The organism is Bacillus sp. TSO22 (genome assembly GCF_020223595.1).
In the GTDB taxonomy this organism is placed as follows: Bacteria; Bacillota; Bacilli; order Bacillales; family Bacillaceae; genus Bacillus; species Bacillus inaquosorum.
The window spans coordinates 40,119-59,322 of sequence record NZ_JAHAWO010000012.1 but is presented as its reverse complement, the minus strand read 5'-3'; the positions used below and the strand labels follow the sequence as shown (position 1 = coordinate 59,322).

Sequence of the window (19,204 nt, the reverse complement as noted above, 5' to 3'; positions counted from 1 at the left end):
AGTGATACGGGTGACACGCCTATTAGAAGTAAAAGATTTAGCGATATCATTTAAAACATATGGCGGAGAGGTTCAGGCGATCCGCGGAGTGAATTTCCATCTGAATAAAGGAGAGACGCTGGCCATCGTCGGAGAATCAGGTTCCGGAAAAAGTGTGACCTCTCAAGCGATCATGAAGCTGATTCCAATGCCTCCGGGTTATTTTAAGCGCGGTGAGATCTTGTTTGACGGCAAGGATCTGGTGCCGCTATCTGAAAAAGAGATGCAAAATGTCCGGGGGAAAGAGATCGGGATGATATTCCAGGATCCGATGACCTCTTTAAATCCGACGATGAAGGTCGGTAAACAAATTACGGAAGTGCTTTTTAAACACGAGAAGATCTCAAAAGAAGCGGCGAAAAAACGCGCCGTTGAGCTGCTGGATTTAGTCGGAATCCCGATGCCGGAAAAACGGGTCAATCAATTTCCGCATGAGTTTTCGGGCGGGATGAGACAGCGAGTTGTCATTGCCATGGCGCTTGCGGCGAATCCGAAGCTACTGATCGCCGATGAGCCGACGACTGCTCTTGATGTAACGATCCAAGCACAAATTCTGGAATTGATGAAGGATTTACAAAAGAAAATTGACACGTCAATCATCTTTATCACACACGATCTTGGTGTTGTGGCTAACGTTGCTGACCGGGTCGCTGTCATGTACGCGGGACAAATTGTAGAAACCGGTACGGTAGACGAGATCTTCTACGATCCGAGACATCCGTATACTTGGGGGCTGCTGGCATCTATGCCGACACTGGAAAGCTCAGGAGAGGAACAGCTGACTGCAATCCCGGGCACGCCTCCTGATTTGACAAACCCGCCAAAAGGAGATGCTTTTGCACTGCGGAGCTCTTACGCGATGAAAATCGATTTTGAACAGGAGCCGCCAATGTTTAAGGTGTCTGATACTCATTATGTCAAATCGTGGCTGCTTCATCCTGACGCGCCAAAGGTAGAGCCGCCTGAAGCGGTAAAAGCGAAAATGCGGAAACTGGCAAACACGTATGAAAAACCTGTCTTAGTGAGAGAAGGTGAATAAATTGACTGAGAAACTATTAGAAATCAAACATTTAAAACAGCACTTTGTCACGCCGAGAGGAACGGTTAAGGCTGTAGACGATTTATCATTTGATATCTATAAAGGTGAAACATTAGGGCTGGTTGGTGAATCTGGCTGCGGTAAATCAACAACAGGCCGAAGCATTATTCGGCTTTACGAAGCGACCGATGGAGAGGTGCTGTTCAACGGAGAAAATGTGCACGGGAAAAAATCGCGGAAAAAGCTGCTGGAATTCAACCGCAAAATGCAGATGATTTTCCAAGACCCATACGCATCACTGAATCCGAGAATGACAGTTGCAGATATTATTGCTGAGGGTCTCGATATTCATAAGCTGGCGAAAACGAAAAAAGAGCGGATGCAGCGGGTCCACGAGCTCTTGGAAACAGTCGGTTTAAACAAGGAACACGCGAACCGCTATCCGCATGAATTTTCCGGCGGCCAGCGTCAAAGAATCGGGATTGCCAGAGCTCTTGCTGTTGATCCGGAATTCATTATTGCGGATGAACCGATTTCGGCTTTGGATGTATCCATTCAGGCGCAGGTCGTGAATTTAATGAAAGAACTGCAAAAAGAAAAAGGGCTCACTTACCTGTTTATTGCCCACGATTTATCGATGGTCAAATACATCAGCGACCGCATCGGAGTCATGTATTTCGGGAAACTGGTTGAGCTTGCGCCGGCAGATGAGCTTTATGAAAACCCGCTTCACCCATATACAAAGTCATTGCTTTCAGCGATTCCGCTTCCTGATCCGGACTATGAGAGAAATCGTGTCCGCCAGAAATACGATCCGTCCGTCCATCAATTAAAGGATGGGGAGACGATGGAATTCCGTGAAGTCAAACCGGGACATTTTGTAATGTGTACGGAAGCAGAATTTAAAGCTTACTCATGATTCATCAATCCTTCAAGATAAATGTCTTGAAGGATTTTTTTGCGCCTACATAGAAAGTGAGAATGATAACATTTACAAGTAGAGGAAAAAGCGGAGGCGAAATACGATTCAATTTCTGCATAACAAAAATGTTTTTGCACTGCTACTGTCTCAATCTCTTCAATCTTTAGCAGGAGTCCTTGTCACAATCGTTTTAATGGTCCGGGTCTATCAAATGACAGACTCTGTCTTTTTGGCTGGTCTTGTTTTATCGTTCATGTCGTTTGCGAGTATAGCGGCAAGCTTTTGCATCTCTCCGGTGCTTCGCAATCTTGGTTTTAAAAAGGTGCTTGTGTTCGCAAATCTGCTGAGGGCGGTCTTTACAATACTAATGGCATACAGCGTCAGTCATCACGGACAGGTTTTCTTTTGGATAACGCTGCTGTTTGTCTTCTGTTTTTCCTTTGCGGGCGCCTTTTTTCAGCCGGCAAGATTCGCGCTGCTGCCGATTATTGTTCCAAAAGAGCAATATGTGAAAGCGAACGGTGTGATCTCCCTCTCGAATCAATTGTTTTTAACAGCAGGCTGGGGCCTAGGCGGCCTTCTGACGTATGCCGTACCGTTTGAACTCGTTGTAGGTGCAGCCATTTGCCTGTTTGTTCTTTCGGGGGTTTCCATCAGTTTGCTCCATATAAATGAAGAAGAGACTGATGAAAAAGCTGAAACAGCATCTGCCAGGAGTATATGGAAGGATTTAATGATCATCCCGGTTGTAAGAGATATTACTGTAATGGACATGATAGAAGCTTTGGCGGGTTCAGTTTGGTCGTCTGCTATTCTTCTCGCATTCACTGCGGCTGTTTTGCATGAAACAGAGGTGTGGTGGGGAATGTTTAACGCTTCTTATTTTATAGGTGCAATTGTCGGCAGTGTGATTGCCATTTGTTTTTCTGCTTTTTTTGAGCAGAACATTGGCTATGCGATTATGTTCAGCTCGCTTGTGATGTCGGCGCTGACCCTTTTGTTTTCATTTTCTCCAATTCCGTTTTTATGCGCTCTGGCTTGTGCTGCAATGGGGCCTTTTTATCAGGTGCGTGATATTTGCCAGGAAACCGTGCTGCAGGAGGCCATTCCGGAACAGAAGCGTATCGGGATCATGGCTGCCAAAAATGCGATTTTGACTCCTTGGTCAGGCATCACCTACTCCATCATGGGGCTCGTGGCTGATGCGGCTGGTGCGAAAACGGCTTTTATCACGGCTGGAGTATTGTATGGCATGACGTTTCTTATTGCACTGGCACAGCCCCGCTTGCTTCATTACAAGCGGGAAAGCCGCGCTCAATGAGAGCTTTTTGCATACGCTTCAAAATGAACGAAGCATCCGGCTCCGGTTTTTGCTGAAAAAAAATGAAACCATGGCGGAAGTTCGTACGTCTTTATAGATGTAAAACTGTTTAAACAAGAAGAAATGGGGTATATCTAAAAGTATGAAGACAATGAACTCATAAGGAGCAAATCAATGAACTGGTACGAAAAGCTTAGCGAGTACTTTCCAATTGAAGAAATGAAATCAAAAGCGCATATGGAAGCTCTTCTGAAAGAGCGGAGCGATATTTATCATAAAGACGAAGGCAAACATCATATACTAATGTTTGCGGAATTCGATTCTTTTATCTTTGTTGATTATCTGTATGTGTCTAAGGATGCAAGAGGGCAGGGGCTTGGCGGCAAATTGATCGCAAAGCTCAAAAAGAAAAATAAGCCGATCTTGCTCGAGGTGGAGCCTGTGGATGAAGATGATGCTGATACAGAAAAACGCCTGAGGTTTTATCAAAGAGAGCATTTCAAGCATGCTCAGTCAATTGGGTACCGGCGCCGGTCATTGGCTACGAATGAAGTAAACAAGATGGAGATTCTGTACTGGTCACCGAAAACAGAATCAGAAGAAGAAATTCTTGAAGCCATGAAACAGACATATGAAAACATTCATACTTATAAAGATGAGAAATGGTACGGGGAATCGTACGAAAAAACAGATGAGGTCTTGAAACTCATTGATGAAGAAAAACAAAAAAATATTTTCGATCAGTTAAGCTAATTGAGAATCAGAACATATCATTAAAATTAAAAATTTGCTGGATTGACACATTTTTTTCTTAGGATACTGTTCACACTTACTTTTTTATAGTATAATACCTATAAAGATTCCTTTTTTAGAGTAATTTCAATTTAAGAATAAAATAGATGTTCATCCTACTAATTAGAGGAGTGAAGATGAATGGTTACATTATACACATCACCAAGCTGTACTTCATGCAGAAAAGCGAGAGCGTGGCTCGAGGAGCACGATATTCCATTTGAAGAAAGAAACATTTTCTCTGAACCTTTATCTATTGATGAAATAAAACAAATTCTTCGAATGACTGAGGACGGAACAGATGAAATCATTTCAACCCGTTCAAAAGTATTCCAAAAACTGAATGTGAACGTTGAATCTATGCCGCTGCAAGATTTGTACCGCTTGATCAACGAGCACCCAGGTTTGCTTCGCCGTCCGATCATCATCGACGAAAAACGTTTGCAAGTTGGATACAACGAAGACGAAATCAGACGTTTCCTGCCAAGAAAAGTCCGCTCTTTCCAATTAAGAGAAGCACAGCGTTTGGCAAACTAATAGATCGTAACATCAAAAGAAGGCTGAGTCATCAGCCTTCTTTTATTTTTCAACCTGCTGATAATAAATACTCGCAAGGATGACAAACGCGACCGTTAAAATGGGGAGGAGCGTTTCAACTGCGCCGTGCTGCGCCATAAAAAAAGACAGCTTTTTGTCCCTGACAATCATTTCTCCGCCGGTATAAGCAAGCAGCCCGCTTCCCGCGTAAATCAGGAGGGGTATTTTCTCAAGTGCAATGTGGATGAGTTTGCTGCCCCAAATAATAACCGGCACCGATACACATAAACCTATAATAACGAGAGAAAACTCACCGTGTGACGCACCCGCAACCGCTATGACGTTATCCAGCGACATAAAGAGATCTGCAAGCACAATCGTTCGTATTGCTCTCCACAGGGAGGTGCTGCTTTTGATGTGCTGCGTGTCTTTTTTTTCAATCAGCAGCTGATAGCCTAAATACAGCAGGAAAATTCCGCCGGCGCATTGCAAGAAAGGAATGTTCAAAAGATATACGGCTGCGCTTGTTAATCCGATTCTCATGGCAACGGCAATAAATGTTCCGATAATAATGGCTTGCTGTCTTTGCTTGTCCGGCAAATTTCTGCTGGCCATGGCAATGACGACCGCATTATCTCCGCCAAGGATCAGATCGATTCCAACAATGACAAGCAGAGAAATCAGATAGTCATGCTCCATGAATCGGCACCTCGCTTTCGTTCCATCGCTTGTACTACTACTATATGAGACAGGTCGTATTTTATGATATCAGCCGCAGATCTGCCGTTTTTTAGGCAAAGGTGCATTTTTATTTCTTTTGTGACTGTTTTATCATAAAATAGAAATACAAAGGAATTCACACTGGCCTTGCTTCAAGGTTAAGATGTGGACGGAATGGGTAAAGTGTAGTAAAGTACAATTAATCGGGAGCTTAGATGTCCCTTCAACATCTTATATAGAAGGGAAGGTTGGCAAATGGAAATTGAAAGAATTAACGAGCATACAGTAAAATTTTATATGTCTTACGGAGATATTGAAGATCGCGGTTTTGACAGAGAAGAAATTTGGTATAACCGTGAGCGCAGTGAAGAATTGTTCTGGGAAGTCATGGATGAAGTTCATGAGGAAGAGGAATTCGCTGTGGAAGGCCCTCTTTGGATCCAAGTTCAGGCTCTGGACAAAGGATTAGAAATCATCGTCACAAAAGCCCAGCTTTCCAAAGACGGACAAAAGCTCGAACTGCCGATTCCTGAGGATAAAAAGCAAGAACCAGCATCTGAGGATCTTGACGCCTTGCTGGATGATTTCCAGAAAGAAGAGCAAGCCGTCAATCAGGAAGAGAAGGAGCAAAAGCTTCAATTTGTCTTGCGGTTTGGCGATTTTGAGGATGTTATTTCTCTATCTAAATTGAACGTTAACGGAAGCAAAACGACTTTATATTCGTTTGAGAACCGATATTATTTATATGTAGATTTTTGCAATATGACTGATGAAGAGGTTGAAAATCAGCTAAGCATCCTGTTGGAGTACGCAAATGAATCCTCAATCAGCATACACCGTCTTGAAGAGTACGGCAAGCTGATTATTTCAGAGCATGCTCTAGAAACGATAAAAAAACACTTTGCATCATAGCAAAGCCGATTTCTTTCCGGAAATCGGCTTTTTTTTATGCGCTGAAATGCCATTTTTGAGAACTGAAATCAACATCATACATCCAGGCGAAAAATACAGCCAACAGGAGTTGATCATCTTTTCCAGAAAGTATACCTCATCTGGAAAGGAGAGATGACAAGTGTTTAGTGCTGTGACTGAAGACGGCCAAATGGTTCACCTTCTAGGCGCTCAGCGAAGCCAGAAATTTAAGCAGAGACGATTCTTCTGTCCGGCGTGCGGGGGAGAGCTTGATGTGAAGCTCGGACTTCAAAAAGCGCCGCATTTCGCCCATAAACAGAACAAGTCCTGCTCGATAGACATAGAACCGGAAAGCGCCTATCACTTAGAAGGAAAAAGACAGCTGTATGTATGGCTGAAAACGCAACAGGCTTCTCCACTATTAGAACCGTATATCAAGAAAATCAATCAAAGACCCGACATCATGGCAAAGTTCAAGAGACACATGCTTGCTGTTGAGTATCAATGTGCCAATCTTGCTCCCGATGTCTTTCAAAAGCGGACAGAGGGCTTCAAACAAGAAGGAATCATCCCGCAGTGGATTGTGGGAAACAGCCGCTTAAAACGAACTGCTCCATCCTTTTATCAGCTTTCTGCTTTCCATTGGCAGTTTATCAATGCGAGCCCATACAGGGAACTGATCTGTTATTGCCCGGAAACGCGTTCTTTCCGCCGGCTCAGCCATATCATCCCGTTTTACACAAACCATTCTTATTCCTCCGTTCAAATGATCCCTATCCATCGGGCAGGTGTAAAAGATCTTTTTTTCACTGAACCGATGCCCTCATTTCAATACTCCGGCTGGACAAAAGCGATTCACCGTTTTCGCCATAAACCCCACCGGTTCATCTCCAAGGAAACAAATCGCCTCAGGCTCCTGTTTTATGAAAAGCGGCAGACGCCCCTTTCTTTTCTTCCGACTGAAGTGTTTGTTCCTGTTATAAAAGGGGCTGTTTTTCATAGTCCGGTTTTTGTGTGGCAGGGGTTTCTATATCTGTTTATTACGGATCTTGGATATAAAGGCGCGCCAATTCGCTTTTCCGCCGTTTTACAGCAGTGCAAACTGCACATTTATAAAAAGAACATTTCGCTCAGATACGAATGCAGCGAAGATTGTCTTTCAGAAGCGGTGAAACAGTACATTGATTTTTTGTGCAAGAAGGGATTTTTAAGGGAGACTCAGAAAGAAATATATGTGCTGAATCAGCCTAAAGAGGGTATACGCTCAATACAGGATCTCATGGAAAGAGACCGCAGCTGTTTTATAGAATGAGTTTGTCTCATTTGGCTCACCCTAAGACAAAGGTGGTGGGCTGGCTGTGAGAGGCACAAAAGGAAAGGTTTTTCGTGTTTTTACTGCCTTTTTGGCATTCGTTCTCTTCATTACTGCATATGATTTGACAAAAGGCAGTGAAAAACCGGAAGATATTCACAACACAAGTTTATTGAGAAACAGCGGTTTTTTCAATTGGCTTGAATCAAAGAAAACGAGGGGGATCACCATGGCTGAGGAAAAAAAAGCAAATCAACTGCCTGACAGAAGTGAGGTAAAGGCAGAAGACACATGGAGACTTGAGGATATTTTTCCTAATGATGAGGCCTGGAATAAAGAATTTCAAGCTGTAAAAGAATTAATTCCTAATTTATCTAAGTATAAAGGAAAGCTGGCAGATTCAGCCGATTATTTGTACGAGGCTCTTACGTATCAAGATAAAGTGATGGAGCGGCTGGGCAGGCTTTACACATATGCGCATATGCGCTCTGACCAAGATACCGGGAACTCTTTTTATCAGGGGCTGAATGACAAGGCGGGAAACTTGTATACACAGGCCGCAAGCGCGACAGCTTATTTGGTTCCTGAAATTTTATCCATAGAAGAAGACAAACTGCAGCAGTTTATTCTTGAAAAAGAAGAACTGAAACTGTACTCCCATGCGATTGAGGAGATTACAAAAGAACGCCCGCACGTGCTGAGTGAGAAGGAAGAGGCACTGCTTGCTGAAGCTTCTGAAGTGCTGGGTTCATCTTCCAATACGTTCAGCGTGTTAAATAATGCCGAAATTACATTCCCTTCCATAAAAGATGAAGAGGGAAATGAAAAACAGATCACTCACGGGAACTTTATTAATTTCTTAGAAAGTGAAAACCGTGAAGTCCGCAAAAATGCCTTTGATGCAGTATATAAAACATACGGTCAATATAAAAACACAATGGCCACTACTCTAAGCGGCACAGTGAAAAAGGACAACTTCTATGCGAGAGTGAAAAAATACAAGTCAGCGCGTGAAGCTGCGCTTTCTAACAACAGTATTCCTGAGGAAGTATACGACAATCTCGTCAAAACGATTAATAAGCATTTGCCGCTCCTGCACCGCTACATCGCGCTGAGAAAGAAAGTGCTTGAACTTGATGAAGTGCATATCTATGATCTGTATACACCGCTTGTAAAGGATGCGGGGATGAAGGTCACGTACGAGGAAGCCAAAGATTACATGCTGAAAGGTCTTGCACCTTTAGGGGAAGAGTACGCCTCCATCTTAAAAGAAGGGCTGGAAAACCGATGGGTCGACGTTTACGAAAATAAAGGCAAACGCAATGGCGCTTATTCATCAGGATCTTACGGCACGAATCCGTATATTTTGATGAACTGGCATGATAACGTCAATAATCTCTTTACGCTCGTGCATGAGTTTGGACATTCCGTACACAGCTACTATACGAGAAAGCACCAGCCATATCCATACGGAAATTACAGCATCTTTGTCGCGGAAGTTGCGTCAACGACTAACGAAGCGCTCCTTGGCGAATACCTGCTGAACAATTTAGAGGATGAAAAACAGCGTTTATATATTCTCAACCATATGCTTGAAGGCTTCAGAGGAACAGTTTTCAGACAAACGATGTTTGCTGAATTTGAACATCTGATCCATACAAAGGCGCAAGAAGGGGAGCCGCTTACACCTGAGCTTCTGACAAATGTCTATTACGATCTGAATAAAAAGTATTTCGGAGACGGCATGGTGATTGATAAGGAAATCGGCCTTGAATGGTCGCGGATTCCGCACTTCTATTACAATTACTATGTATATCAGTATGCGACAGGGTACAGCGCTGCCCAAGCGTTAAGCAGCCAGATTTTGAAAGAAGGAAAGCCGGCGGTTGACCGTTATATTGACTTCCTGAAAGCGGGAAGCTCACAATACCCGATTGATGTCCTGAAAAAAGCGGGCGTTGATATGACGTCTCCAGAGCCGATCGAAGCTGCGTGCAAAATGTTTGAAGAAAAACTGGATGAAATGGAAGAGCTGCTGATAAAAGTCAAGCAGTCTTAAAAAAAGAAAGCCTGTGCAGAAATGATGCACAGGCTTTTTTAAAACCCTTTAAAGGTTTTCCGGTGGTTCAGGCGGTAAAGGGTAAACAAAATAGACAGAAACAGCAGAGGAGAGGTAATATAAAGCGGCAGCATATGCATCATGCCTAATACATTCAAAAAGAAAAAAACGGCAATGCACACAATTGAAATCACAGTATACATCATGGCGGTCCCCCTCGTCCTTTTTCCTTATTAGGATATGAATGAATGTACTTCGTTATGTTTTGTGACAAAAATATGAACATTAAGCATATAGGTTGTCAAAAGTCGACACCTTTTGTTATCATAAGGATGTGAAATTGATCACAAACAAACATTACCCCTTTGTTTGACCGTGAAAAATTTCTCCCATCCCCTTTGTTGTCGTTAAGACATATGAAACCGCGCTTATCCCGGCGCGGTTTCTTTAGTGTTACGAACAGAACGTATGTTTGATATCGGCGCAAAAAAACAGCCTCAAGCATATACACGCCTGCGGCTATTTTTCACATGATTGATATTCATCAGAATAAGTGCTGAGAGACTTCCAAAACATTCCGTGTTTGGCTTCCACTTTGGCAACCTTTTTAGCAAACGCCAATTTTTTCATTTCTTTTTCTACCTCTTCTAGGCTCAGGTCGTATACAAGAGCAATTTCCTTCGAGGCAACGAAGCGGAAATATTCAATAAAACATTCCAGAGGCGGTGTTTCCGACGGCTTCGGCTCGTCGCCCAGCATCTCAAATAAGATTTCTTCATATACATCATATGAATAGCTGCCGGGTACTTTAAGTCCTTCGTCCTCATGCTGTGTATTGAAAAACGTCAGCGTCGGATTGACGGAAACATCCATTTCAGCAGCAATTTTCATGTCGCATTGAAGCGCCTTGACCGCGCTTTGAGAATGCAGATCTTTTTTGAATTCTTCAAGATCAAGACTCGTTTTTTCCGCAATTTCCAAAAGCACGTTTTCATCCGTAATATTTTTCTTTGAAACAAACAGGCTCTCCTGCATATTCCTGAGAAATTGCATGCCTGCTTTTCTTCCTTGCAGTTCGGCTGCTTTAAAAGCGAGAGCAGCCATATAAGGCGATGAAAGCGGCTGATCTTGCTCGAGCCAGACATTGCCGTCACACGACATGCCGGAGCGGCTCGCGATCTTTTCCCATGCCTCTGCAAGAAGATGTTTTTTCCGTTTCTTATTTAACGCGGTAAGGCTTGCGGAAGCTATGAGGCGCAAGGTGAAAAAGCGTCCGTATCTGATTTTCAGCTTTTTGATGACGGGCTCTAAGGACCAGCATTCAGGGCATAAAGGGTCTACAAACATGTAAATTTCAAGCGGTTTTTTTGGATGGCCGTGGCAATGGGCGAAGTATAGCTCATGCTGATAGTTTGTCAAGATGATCGATCCTCCGCTTCCGTTTGATTCACCATATGCCTTGCTGTCAATTCCAGCCGGCCAAACAAAAACTCACGAATATCGCCCTCCAGCCCTACATGGTCCATTGCGTCGTTCATACAGCTGAGCCACGCATCAGCTCTCTCGTTTGTAATTGGAAAGGGAAGATGCCTTGCTCTGAGCATGGGGTGGCCGTGTTCCTCTGTATAAAGCGGAGGACCGCCTAAATACTGAGTCAGAAATTGCTTCTGTTTCCTGGCGGTTTCTGTTAAATCGCTCGGAAAAATCGGCTTCAGCAAAGGATGAGACGCGACACGCTCATAAAAAGTATCAACAAGTTGCGATAGAAGTTCCTCTCCAATCGCTTCATAAGGTGCGTTAAACGATTGTCCCATGTTGACTACTCCTTTAAATATGGCTAATAGGAATCATAAATCCTATTGCAAAAAGTAATTTTCTGTATTTCATCATTTCATCTATGATTTATTTTAGCAACAAGGCATCATTTCTACAAACAAACTGCCTTTTATGCGTTTGATCACAAGTTTCGGCTGACAGCCGGGGTTTGTATTTCATATCATATCACATAAAAATCAGGAATGCGTAAGATTTCACTTCGCAAAAAAACCAGAGGGCAAGAGCCGCTCTGGTTACGCGTAATAAGCTGAGGTTATTTTTTTTACATAGTTTTGTGTTTCTTGGAAAGGAGGAATGCCTCCATATCGGTCAACATTTCCCGGTCCGGCGTTGTAAGCCGCTAATGCCATAGACACATTGCCGTCATATTTATCCAGCATTTGTTTTAAATATTTCGTTCCGCCCTCCACATTTTGCTGAGGATCCAGCGGATTAGAAACGCCAAGTGAGCTTGCGGTTGACGGCATCAGCTGCATTAAGCCCATCGCACCTGCTCCGCTTACGGCTTTTGCATTAAAGCCTGATTCCTGCTTGATGACGGCACGGATTAGTTTTTCATCGACGCCATATTTATCAGCGGCTTTTTTAATCGCGCTGTCAATGGAGAAGTCTCCCGAACTGATCTGTTTTGCTTCTTGTTTGTTAGAAGCTGAATCTATAGCAGCTGTTTCGGTGCTGTCTGCCGCTTTTGTGATATAACCTGAATTGCTGTTTGTATATGAGTTAAGCCCATAAGCTGAAAGCAGTGATGGCGCTGTAGAATAAGCGCTGCTCAGCAGGCTGAGCGGGCTTGACGATGCAGAAGATGCTGTTGGTTGCTGCTGAGATGTCAGGCCGTTTGTATATTGGCTGAGCAAAGAGCTGAAGCTTGAGAGCGGGCTTTCCGCATTCTGAGTGCCCGTGCTGTTTGCGTTAGATATGGACTGTAAAGCCTGAAGCTGAAGTAAAGCTGCCCAATTCGTTACATTCACGATGTCATTCCACCTTATATAGACTTTCGTTTTTCTTCATAAAAACGCAGAATTTTATTTTTGGTTTCGCGCTGAGGAATGCTGAATTTCTGAAGCAGCTTCTCAAAGGCTTGTTGGCCCTCATGCCAGTCTGCCGCTTCAAATTCGATTTCATAGTCCTCTTTATTTAAATATCGGCTGTGGTCTAAAACTATTAAGCCTTTTTCTGTTTCTTTTTCAGCGCGGTTTGTAGCTAAAGATCCAAAATATTGAATAGCGTCTGAATCGATCTGAAGCTTGTGCAGCTGGTCCTTCACAGGGCCTTCGGGAACTGTAAAGCCGGCAAGATCTGATACCTCTGAAAGCCGCTGGTGCGTTTCCAGCAGCCCCACTTCTGCCGGTTCTTTTAACGTCAGGATATACTCACCGTTCTTTCTTCGAATTCGAAGCGCAGCGTGTTTATGTTTAAGCGCAAAGCTGTCTGTGTCAAAGTAGTGATTCTTTTGATCTGTAAAATCTTTTTCTGTCAGCTGAAGTGCCATTGTTAATTTTTCAAATTCATGTTTGGTCAGCATGTTTTTAAATTCTATTTCAATTTCTTGGCTCATGTTGCTCTTCCTTTCCGCCCTGAAAATCTTATTTTTACTATTATCTCTTGAGATGTTAGGTTTATCAATATCGAGCTTGATATGGTAAAATGAATCTGTACTTTGTTTAAAAAGGAGAGCATTATGCAAAACAGAATCGAAATTTTGAACGCAACATTATCGGATGATCAGCTTCGTCTTGCCTGTGAGACAGAAGGAAACGAAGCGGAACGCAAGCCGTCAGGTCAAATGCTTGTTGATTCTGACCACTTTGCTTTTGTATACATACTTGAATTAGCTGATTCTTTTGAATATGTCATTATAAAGGAACATGTATGGCCGGAACTGAAGCAGGCCCATGCACAAAGAATTCCGGTCGTTTTAGAGGCAGGCGACGAAACCATTGAACTGGCAGGCCTGCATGAGGAGCTGGAGTATCTCTTAGAAAATATTAAAGATAATGCGAACTACGGAGAAGAAATGGAAGAAAAAGTGAAACGCGTGTTTTTATAGAAACTGGTTCGGAATTGGGGGATGTATGATGGATGACAAACAATGGGAGCGTTTTTTAGTGCCGTACCGCCAGGCTGTCGAAGAATTGAAAGTGAAGCTCAAGGGAGTCCGCACGCTTTATGAATACGAGGATGACCATTCACCGGTTGAGTTTGTGACAGGACGCGTCAAGCCTGTGGCGAGCATACTCGAAAAAGCCAGGCGGAAAGGCATACCGATGCATGAAATTGAAACCATGCAGGATATCGCAGGCCTTAGAATCATGTGCCAATTTGTCGATGACATCCAAATCGTAAAAGAGATGCTGTTTGCCAGAAAAGATTTCACCGTGGTGGATCAGAGGGATTATATTGCGGAACATAAAGAGAGCGGATACCGATCATATCATCTTGTCGTGCTGTATCCTTTACAGACGGTGTCCGGAGAAAAGCATGTTCTCGTAGAAATACAGATCCGTACGCTGGCGATGAATTTTTGGGCGACCATTGAGCATTCATTAAATTATAAATACAGCGGAAACATTCCTGAAAAAGTAAAACTAAGGCTTCAGCGTGCTTCTGAAGCGGCTTCCCGGCTTGATGAAGAGATGTCGGAGATCAGGGGTGAAATACAGGAGGCTCAAGCTGCCTTTTCAAGAAAGAAAAAAGGAAGCGAGCAACAATAGGTAAAGGGGAAGAAAAGCATGAAATTTGCCGTATCATCAAAAGGAGATCAAGTTTCTGATATGCTGAAAAGCAAAATACAGGCGTATTTATTGGATTTTGATATGGAACTGGATGAAAATGAACCGGAAATCGTCATTTCAGTCGGAGGCGACGGAACGCTTTTGTATGCTTTTCACAGATACAGCGACCGCTTGGACAAAACAGCATTTGTCGGCGTTCATACGGGTCATCTGGGGTTTTATGCCGACTGGGTTCCTCATGAAATTGAAAAACTTGTTCTCGCGATTGCGAAAACGCCGTACCATACAGTCGAATATCCGCTTCTCGAAGTGATTGTGACTTATCACGAAAACGAGCGGGAAGAAAGATATTTAGCCTTGAATGAATGTACGATTAAAAGCATAGAAGGAAGTCTTGTGGCTGATGTGGAAATCAAGGGACAGCTCTTTGAAACCTTCCGAGGCGACGGCCTCTGCCTGTCAACGCCATCCGGCAGCACAGCCTACAATAAGGCGCTGGGCGGAGCGATTATTCATCCATCTATCAGAGCGATCCAGCTTGCGGAAATGGCTTCTATTAATAACCGCGTATTCCGGACGGTCGGATCACCGCTGCTTCTCCCTTCCCATCATGATTGCATGATTAAACCGAGAAACGAAGTTGACTTTCAAGTGACGATTGACCATTTAACCCTTCTTCATAAGGATGTAAAGTCGATCCGCTGCCAGGTTGCATCCGAAAATGTGAGGTTTGCGAGATTCCGTCCGTTTCCATTTTGGAAAAGAGTCCAGGATTCGTTTATCGGGAAAGGTGAATAGAAAGAGGACGTATCGTGGAGCATTTTTTTATCAGAAAGAACATCACTTCCGCTGAAGACGGGATGACTGTAAAAGAATATGCCGGAGAACTGGGAATTTCGAAACGGCTGCTGACTGATATCAAGTTTGGCGGGGGAGACCTGCTTATCAACGGTGAGCATGTGACGGTCAAATACGTTTTGAGAGAAGGGGATCTTCTTGTCGTGAAGTTTCCTGAGGAACAGGTGAGCGAGACGCTATTGGCAGAGCCTGTTCCGCTCGATATCCTGTATGAGGATGAACATGTGCTTGTGATAAACAAGCAGCCGTATGTGTCATCAATTCCTTCGAGAGAGCACCCATCCGGCAGCATTGCCAATGGAATTATCCATCATTATCAAAAAAACGGAGTGCGGGCGACAGTTCATCTTGTCACCCGGCTGGACCGGGATACATCAGGTGTGATGCTTGTTGCTAAGCATCGCTTTGCCCACTCCATTTTATCGTCAGCGCAAAAAAACGGACTTGTGAAACGCCGGTATGCAGCAGTTGTCCACGGGCGGATGACACAGGCGGAGGGAACGATCGATGCCCCGATTGGCAGACATCCTGACAGTATTATTGAACGGAGGGTCACTCCAGACGGCCAGAAGGCTGTTACTCATTTTTATGTCACACGCGCAACTGACGATATCACCTCGGTGACATTGCAGCTTGAGACTGGACGGACCCACCAAATTCGTGTTCATATGAGCTACCTCGGACACCCGCTGTGCGGCGATACACTGTATGGCGGAACGAGACAGAAAATTGGCCGGCAGGCCCTGCACAGCGAGCATCTTTCGTTTATCCATCCGCTGACGCAGGAGAACATGACGTTCCATGCTGCACTGCCTCAAGATATGAAAGAACTGACAAAATCCTAAAACGGTTTACGTTTTAGGATTTTGTCATCTTTTCAGCATGATTGAAAACCCTTGAAGTCTAGGAAGGACGAGCATTGGAGCAGACTTTCACAGGATGTGATGACGGCGGTGTTTAGGCAGGACGCCTGAGAATTTAGCCGCCGTTCCACTCCGTATTGAGCGCCAACGCGCACGAATGCGAGGGTTTGTCGACACGCTAAAAGGAGAGAATCAATGATTCTCTCCTTTTATAGGGGGCGAAATCTTGATTCGTCATAAGGCAGGGAGCTTGGAACAGAGACGGTCTCTATTTCTGGAAAGCGAAAGCCTGTCAGTTTATTTCCGAACACGCAGCCTGTATCGATGTTGATAGTGCGATTGATTTTCCGAGGCTCCTTCACAGGTGTATGGCCGTAAACCACCCAAGCCTTTCCGTTATAGGATGCCGCCCAATCACGTCTGACGGGTCTGCCGTCTGGATACGTTTCACCCGTCACATCGCCATAAAGCACAAAGTCTTTCACTCTGCGGGTATTTTTGCCGATATCGTCAGCCTTTATTCCAGCATGGGCGACAACTAATTCTCCGTTATGTAAGATGTCGTAAAGCGGCGCTGTTTCGTACAGCTTCATAAACTGTTCGCTGACTGCTTTTCTTTCTTCTTTAGAAAGTTCTTCAAGCTCCGCCGCTGTTGTTTCGAGACCATGCATTACTTTCACCGGATTTCCTTTTAAGTAGCGGTACAGTTTATTGCAATGATTTCCCGGGACATAACGCACAGCACCTTTTTCGTAAGCGCCGGCTACAAAGCGGATCACCTCTATCGATTTGGGCCCTCTGTCAGTCAAATCTCCGGCAAAAACAAGCACCCTGCCTTCCTCGTGGACAGGTACTCCATTTTTAATTGTATAGCCAAGCTTTTGGATTAATTCAGTCATTTCGTCATAGCAGCCATGAATATCGCTGATTATATCGTAAGCCATGCGGTATCCTCCTTGCCGATTGTTTTATTTATTATGAAGCAAAGTGCTGTGAGTCATCACAAGCTTTTATGTGCAAATTATAGAAGAATCATTTTCTAAACAGGATTAAGACCTTATTACTTTATTTTTTGTCTTGACCCTTGTTAAAATCGCGTTATGTTTTTTAAAAATGAGGTTCTGTTCTTTGATTGAGAACTGGCATAACCCTGATCTAAAAAGGAGGTTCTGATTATGGCGCATACATCTGTCGCATCTTTAGTTGTTGTACTTATCGTTGCATTTTTGACACCCATCCTTTTGCATCGGTTTAAACTCAGCATCCCGGTTGTTGTTGCTGAAATCATTATGGGGCTGATTATTGGAAAAAGCGGTCTTAATTTAGTTGTGGAGGGTGATACATGGCTCCAGACGCTCTCTATGCTCGGATTTATCTTTTTAATGTTTTTAAGCGGGCTTGAAATTGATTTTTCATCGTTTGAGAAAGGAAAGAAAAAGCAGCTCCTGCCGAACGGAAAGGAAGCGCCTAATACGTTTGCTGCGGCATCTATAATTTTTGCCGGTATTTTTATTTTATCATTGCTGCTGTCCTATGGGTTCGTCTTGGCAGGATTTATCCAAAATGCTTTTTTAATGACGCTTATTATTTCAACGATTTCGTTGGGCGTTGTCGTTCCAACGTTGAAAGAAGAACGGATCATGAATTCAAATATCGGGCAAATTATTTTGCTCGTTGCTGTTATTGCGGATTTGGCCACGATGATTCTTCTTGCTGTTTTTTCTTCTTTATACGGAGAGGACAGCGGAAACATGTGGCTCCTGATGATCCTATTCGCAGCCGGAGTGGTGCTTTACTTTTTCGGCCGGGTCTTTAAACATCGCTCTTTTGTTCAGACCATGTCAAAAGGGACGATCCAGATCGGAACGCGTGCCATTTTTACGTTAATTATCGTACTCGTTGCCCTGTCTGAATCACTAGGGGCAGAAAATATTCTCGGCGCTTTCTTAGCGGGGGTTCTTGTTTCCCTTCTTTCACCAAACAAAGAACTTGTTCAGCAGCTGGATTCATTCGGTTACGGGTTCTTAATACCGATTTTCTTTGTGATGGTCGGCGTGAAGCTGGATATTTGGACTCTTTTCCAAGATCGAACCATTCTAATCATGATTCCGCTCCTGCTGTTGGCGCTGTTAATAAGCAAAATCATTCCGGTCATGTACTTGAAGAAGTGGTATGATAATCGAACAGTTTTGGCGTCTGGTTTCCTGCTGACATCAACCCTTTCGCTCGTGATTGCCGCTGCGACAATCGGCCAGCAGCTTCACGTGATCAGCGCAAATATGTCAGGAGCGCTGATTTTAGTAGCAGTTATTGCCAGTATTTTTACGCCGATCTGTTTTAAAAAATTGTACAAACGGGAGGAGCAGCCGGAGGAGAAAAAGACGATTGCGTTTATCGGCGCCAACCAAATGACTCTGCCTGTTACACTTGAATTGCCGGAGAACGAGTATGACGTGCGTGTTGTGCACGTCTACCAAGAGAATGCAGAGGAAAAGCTGTCAGAATCAGTGTTTACGGTTGAAACGATTTCTGATTATGAGCCTGAAACCCTAGACTCACTCGGTATTTTTGATGCGGATATTCTTGTTGTTGCGACAGGGAATGAAGACATGAATGCCGACATTGCATTACTTGCAAAAGAAAAAGGCACAGAAAGAGTCATTGCCAGCGTCGGATCACCCGAGAATGAAGCAGCTTTGAAGGAGCAGGAGATCAGCATCTTTTCTATTCTGTTGTCGACAAAAACGCTGCTTCGCGCGCTGATAGAAGCTCCTGGCGTCATGAAGCTGCTCACGAACCAGGAGTCTTCGCTGTATCAAATTAATATGGAAAACAGCACATACGACGGTGTCATTTTGCGGGAATTCCCTTTAACAGGCGACGTCATCTTTGTCAGGATTTTCAGAGGTGTGGACAGCATCGTTCCTCATGGGGATACAAGGCTGAAACTGGGAGACCGCTTAATTGTCACCGGATCTCGGGCGTACGTAACGGATCTTAAGAAAACATTGGAAGGTTAAACCTTGACCAAATAGGGATTCGTGTTAATATAGAGGTGCAGAACAATTCAATATGTATTCGTATAACCACTAGGGGTGTCCTTCATAAGGGCTGAGATAAAAGTGTGACTTTTAGACCCTCATAACTTGAACAGGTTCAGACCTGCGTAGGGAAGTGGAGCGGTATTTGTGTTATTTTACTATGCCAATTCCAAACCACTTTTCCTTGCGGGAAAGTGGTTTTTTTATTTATCAGACAG

The 19,204-nt window shown here is 43.8% G+C and carries 21 protein-coding genes and 1 riboswitch; of the genes, 14 read left to right on the top strand and 7 right to left on the bottom strand.

The genetic code is table 11. The features are described 5' to 3' along the window. The first annotated feature begins 1 nt into the window (after position 1). The 5 genes from oppD (at position 2) to spx (ending at position 4,650) form a co-directional block, all read left to right on the top strand. The gene (gene oppD / locus KHQ79_RS14285) at positions 2–1,078 is read left to right on the top strand and encodes an oligopeptide ABC transporter ATP-binding protein OppD (RefSeq protein WP_119913678.1); all 1,077 of its coding nucleotides are present in this window, start codon (positions 2–4) and stop codon (positions 1,076–1,078) included. A gap of 1 nt (position 1,079) precedes the next feature. After that, positions 1,080–1,997, top strand: a complete 918-nt coding sequence (gene oppF, locus KHQ79_RS14280) for an oligopeptide ABC transporter ATP-binding protein OppF (protein ID WP_019258058.1) — start codon at positions 1,080–1,082, stop codon at positions 1,995–1,997. Between the two features lie 106 nt (positions 1,998–2,103). Next, positions 2,104–3,321 (top strand): MFS transporter, encoded by a 1,218-nt coding sequence (locus KHQ79_RS14275; RefSeq protein ID WP_225515965.1) that lies wholly within the window; start codon positions 2,104–2,106, stop codon positions 3,319–3,321. Between the two features lie 174 nt (positions 3,322–3,495). After that, positions 3,496–4,074, top strand: a complete 579-nt coding sequence (locus KHQ79_RS14270; protein ID WP_003239283.1) for a GNAT family N-acetyltransferase — start codon at positions 3,496–3,498, stop codon at positions 4,072–4,074. Between the two features lie 180 nt (positions 4,075–4,254). Then, positions 4,255–4,650, top strand: a complete 396-nt coding sequence (spx, locus tag KHQ79_RS14265) for a transcriptional regulator Spx (RefSeq protein ID WP_003239281.1) — start codon at positions 4,255–4,257, stop codon at positions 4,648–4,650. A 42-nt stretch (positions 4,651–4,692) separates the two neighbouring features. Here the strand turns inward: spx and KHQ79_RS14260 are convergent, their stop codons facing one another. Beyond that, positions 4,693–5,349 (bottom strand): TerC family protein, encoded by a 657-nt coding sequence (locus KHQ79_RS14260; protein WP_148983265.1) that lies wholly within the window; start codon positions 5,347–5,349, stop codon positions 4,693–4,695. 184 nt (positions 5,350–5,533) lie between these two features. Here KHQ79_RS14260 and KHQ79_RS14255 point away from each other — a divergent pair, with 184 nt between their 5' ends. The 4 genes from KHQ79_RS14255 (at position 5,534) to pepF (ending at position 9,653) form a co-directional block, all read left to right on the top strand. Beyond that, a complete protein-coding gene (locus tag KHQ79_RS14255) occupies positions 5,534–5,659 on the top strand; it encodes a hypothetical protein (protein WP_119913679.1) in 126 nt (41 codons plus the stop codon). Continuing rightward, positions 5,626–6,282 carry an adaptor protein MecA gene (gene mecA / locus KHQ79_RS14250; protein WP_003239278.1) on the top strand — a complete coding sequence of 219 codons (657 nt, stop codon included), beginning with the start codon at positions 5,626–5,628 and terminating at the stop codon, positions 6,280–6,282. Before KHQ79_RS14255 ends, mecA begins: the two co-directional genes overlap by 34 nt. A 190-nt stretch (positions 6,283–6,472) precedes the next feature. Then, positions 6,473–7,594 (top strand): competence protein CoiA family protein, encoded by a 1,122-nt coding sequence (locus KHQ79_RS14245; protein ID WP_250648314.1) that lies wholly within the window; start codon positions 6,473–6,475, stop codon positions 7,592–7,594. Between the two features lie 229 nt (positions 7,595–7,823). Next, positions 7,824–9,653, top strand: coding sequence for an oligoendopeptidase F (pepF, locus tag KHQ79_RS14240; protein ID WP_168767880.1), 1,830 nt, complete (start codon positions 7,824–7,826; stop codon positions 9,651–9,653). A gap of 38 nt (positions 9,654–9,691) precedes the next feature. On the opposite strand, the gene KHQ79_RS14235 is transcribed toward pepF, so the two are convergent. From KHQ79_RS14235 to KHQ79_RS14215, 5 genes are all read right to left on the bottom strand, one after another. After that, on the bottom strand, positions 9,692–9,859 hold the full coding sequence (locus tag KHQ79_RS14235; protein ID WP_032732134.1) for a hypothetical protein: 168 nt from the start codon (positions 9,857–9,859) through the stop codon (positions 9,692–9,694). A 313-nt stretch (positions 9,860–10,172) separates the two neighbouring features. Continuing rightward, entirely contained in the window at positions 10,173–11,072 is a 900-nt protein-coding gene (spxH, locus tag KHQ79_RS14230) for a protease adaptor protein SpxH (RefSeq protein WP_003239271.1), read from the bottom strand. After that, the gene (locus KHQ79_RS14225; protein WP_003239269.1) at positions 11,069–11,467 is read right to left on the bottom strand and encodes a globin domain-containing protein; all 399 of its coding nucleotides are present in this window, start codon (positions 11,465–11,467) and stop codon (positions 11,069–11,071) included. Before KHQ79_RS14225 ends, spxH begins: the two co-directional genes overlap by 4 nt. Positions 11,468–11,722: 255 nt before the next feature. Then, on the bottom strand, positions 11,723–12,460 hold the full coding sequence (gene cwlQ, locus KHQ79_RS14220; protein WP_268319141.1) for a bifunctional muramidase/murein lytic transglycosylase: 738 nt from the start codon (positions 12,458–12,460) through the stop codon (positions 11,723–11,725). A 14-nt stretch (positions 12,461–12,474) separates the two neighbouring features. Then, on the bottom strand, positions 12,475–13,047 hold the full coding sequence (locus tag KHQ79_RS14215; RefSeq protein WP_225515719.1) for a CYTH domain-containing protein: 573 nt from the start codon (positions 13,045–13,047) through the stop codon (positions 12,475–12,477). A 123-nt stretch (positions 13,048–13,170) separates the two neighbouring features. Here KHQ79_RS14215 and KHQ79_RS14210 point away from each other — a divergent pair, with 123 nt between their 5' ends. Genes KHQ79_RS14210 through KHQ79_RS14195 form a run of 4 tightly spaced genes read left to right on the top strand, consistent with a single transcriptional unit; the run spans position 13,171 to position 15,927 of the window. Beyond that, on the top strand, positions 13,171–13,539 hold the full coding sequence (locus KHQ79_RS14210; RefSeq protein ID WP_003239263.1) for a UPF0738 family protein: 369 nt from the start codon (positions 13,171–13,173) through the stop codon (positions 13,537–13,539). A gap of 28 nt (positions 13,540–13,567) precedes the next feature. Next, positions 13,568–14,203, top strand: a complete 636-nt coding sequence (gene yjbM, locus KHQ79_RS14205) for a GTP diphosphokinase (RefSeq protein WP_019258066.1) — start codon at positions 13,568–13,570, stop codon at positions 14,201–14,203. Positions 14,204–14,221: 18 nt separating this feature from the next. Beyond that, positions 14,222–15,022, top strand: a complete 801-nt coding sequence (locus tag KHQ79_RS14200) for an NAD kinase (protein WP_225515717.1) — start codon at positions 14,222–14,224, stop codon at positions 15,020–15,022. 14 nt (positions 15,023–15,036) lie between these two features. Next, the gene (locus tag KHQ79_RS14195) at positions 15,037–15,927 is read left to right on the top strand and encodes an RluA family pseudouridine synthase (protein WP_225515714.1); all 891 of its coding nucleotides are present in this window, start codon (positions 15,037–15,039) and stop codon (positions 15,925–15,927) included. A 227-nt stretch (positions 15,928–16,154) separates the two neighbouring features. Here the strand turns inward: KHQ79_RS14195 and prpE are convergent, their stop codons facing one another. Further along, the gene (prpE, locus tag KHQ79_RS14190) at positions 16,155–16,889 is read right to left on the bottom strand and encodes a bis(5'-nucleosyl)-tetraphosphatase PrpE (RefSeq protein WP_225515713.1); all 735 of its coding nucleotides are present in this window, start codon (positions 16,887–16,889) and stop codon (positions 16,155–16,157) included. A gap of 231 nt (positions 16,890–17,120) precedes the next feature. Between prpE and KHQ79_RS14185 the strand changes: the two genes are divergently transcribed. Beyond that, positions 17,121–18,965: a monovalent cation:proton antiporter family protein gene (locus tag KHQ79_RS14185; RefSeq protein WP_225515711.1), complete on the top strand. Its 1,845-nt coding sequence runs from the start codon at positions 17,121–17,123 to the stop codon at positions 18,963–18,965. Positions 18,966–19,026: 61 nt separating this feature from the next. Beyond that, positions 19,027–19,135, top strand: a riboswitch (TPP riboswitch). Positions 19,136–19,204: the final 69 nt, after the last annotated feature.

Bases quoted from the DNA above. Each gene is read 5' to 3' on its own strand.
- spx (WP_003239281.1), top strand. From the start codon at position 4,255: ATGGTTACATTATACACATCACCAAGCTGTACTTCATGCAGAAAAGCG.
- KHQ79_RS14255 (WP_119913679.1), top strand. From the start codon at position 5,534: ATGTGGACGGAATGGGTAAAGTGTAGTAAAGTACAATTAATCGGGAGC.
- pepF (WP_168767880.1), top strand. From the start codon at position 7,824: ATGGCTGAGGAAAAAAAAGCAAATCAACTGCCTGACAGAAGTGAGGTA.
- KHQ79_RS14215 (WP_225515719.1), bottom strand. From the start codon at position 13,047: ATGAGCCAAGAAATTGAAATAGAATTTAAAAACATGCTGACCAAACAT.
- KHQ79_RS14200 (WP_225515717.1), top strand. From the start codon at position 14,222: ATGAAATTTGCCGTATCATCAAAAGGAGATCAAGTTTCTGATATGCTG.
- yjbM (WP_019258066.1), top strand. From the start codon at position 13,568: ATGGATGACAAACAATGGGAGCGTTTTTTAGTGCCGTACCGCCAGGCT.
- prpE (WP_225515713.1), bottom strand. From the start codon at position 16,889: ATGGCTTACGATATAATCAGCGATATTCATGGCTGCTATGACGAAATG.
- KHQ79_RS14185 (WP_225515711.1), top strand. From the start codon at position 17,121: ATGGCGCATACATCTGTCGCATCTTTAGTTGTTGTACTTATCGTTGCA.
- mecA (WP_003239278.1), top strand. From the start codon at position 5,626: ATGGAAATTGAAAGAATTAACGAGCATACAGTAAAATTTTATATGTCT.
- KHQ79_RS14260 (WP_148983265.1), bottom strand. From the start codon at position 5,349: ATGGAGCATGACTATCTGATTTCTCTGCTTGTCATTGTTGGAATCGAT.
- KHQ79_RS14270 (WP_003239283.1), top strand. From the start codon at position 3,496: ATGAACTGGTACGAAAAGCTTAGCGAGTACTTTCCAATTGAAGAAATG.
- KHQ79_RS14235 (WP_032732134.1), bottom strand. From the start codon at position 9,859: ATGATGTATACTGTGATTTCAATTGTGTGCATTGCCGTTTTTTTCTTT.
- KHQ79_RS14245 (WP_250648314.1), top strand. From the start codon at position 6,473: ATGGTTCACCTTCTAGGCGCTCAGCGAAGCCAGAAATTTAAGCAGAGA.
- KHQ79_RS14225 (WP_003239269.1), bottom strand. From the start codon at position 11,467: ATGGGACAATCGTTTAACGCACCTTATGAAGCGATTGGAGAGGAACTT.
- KHQ79_RS14210 (WP_003239263.1), top strand. From the start codon at position 13,171: ATGCAAAACAGAATCGAAATTTTGAACGCAACATTATCGGATGATCAG.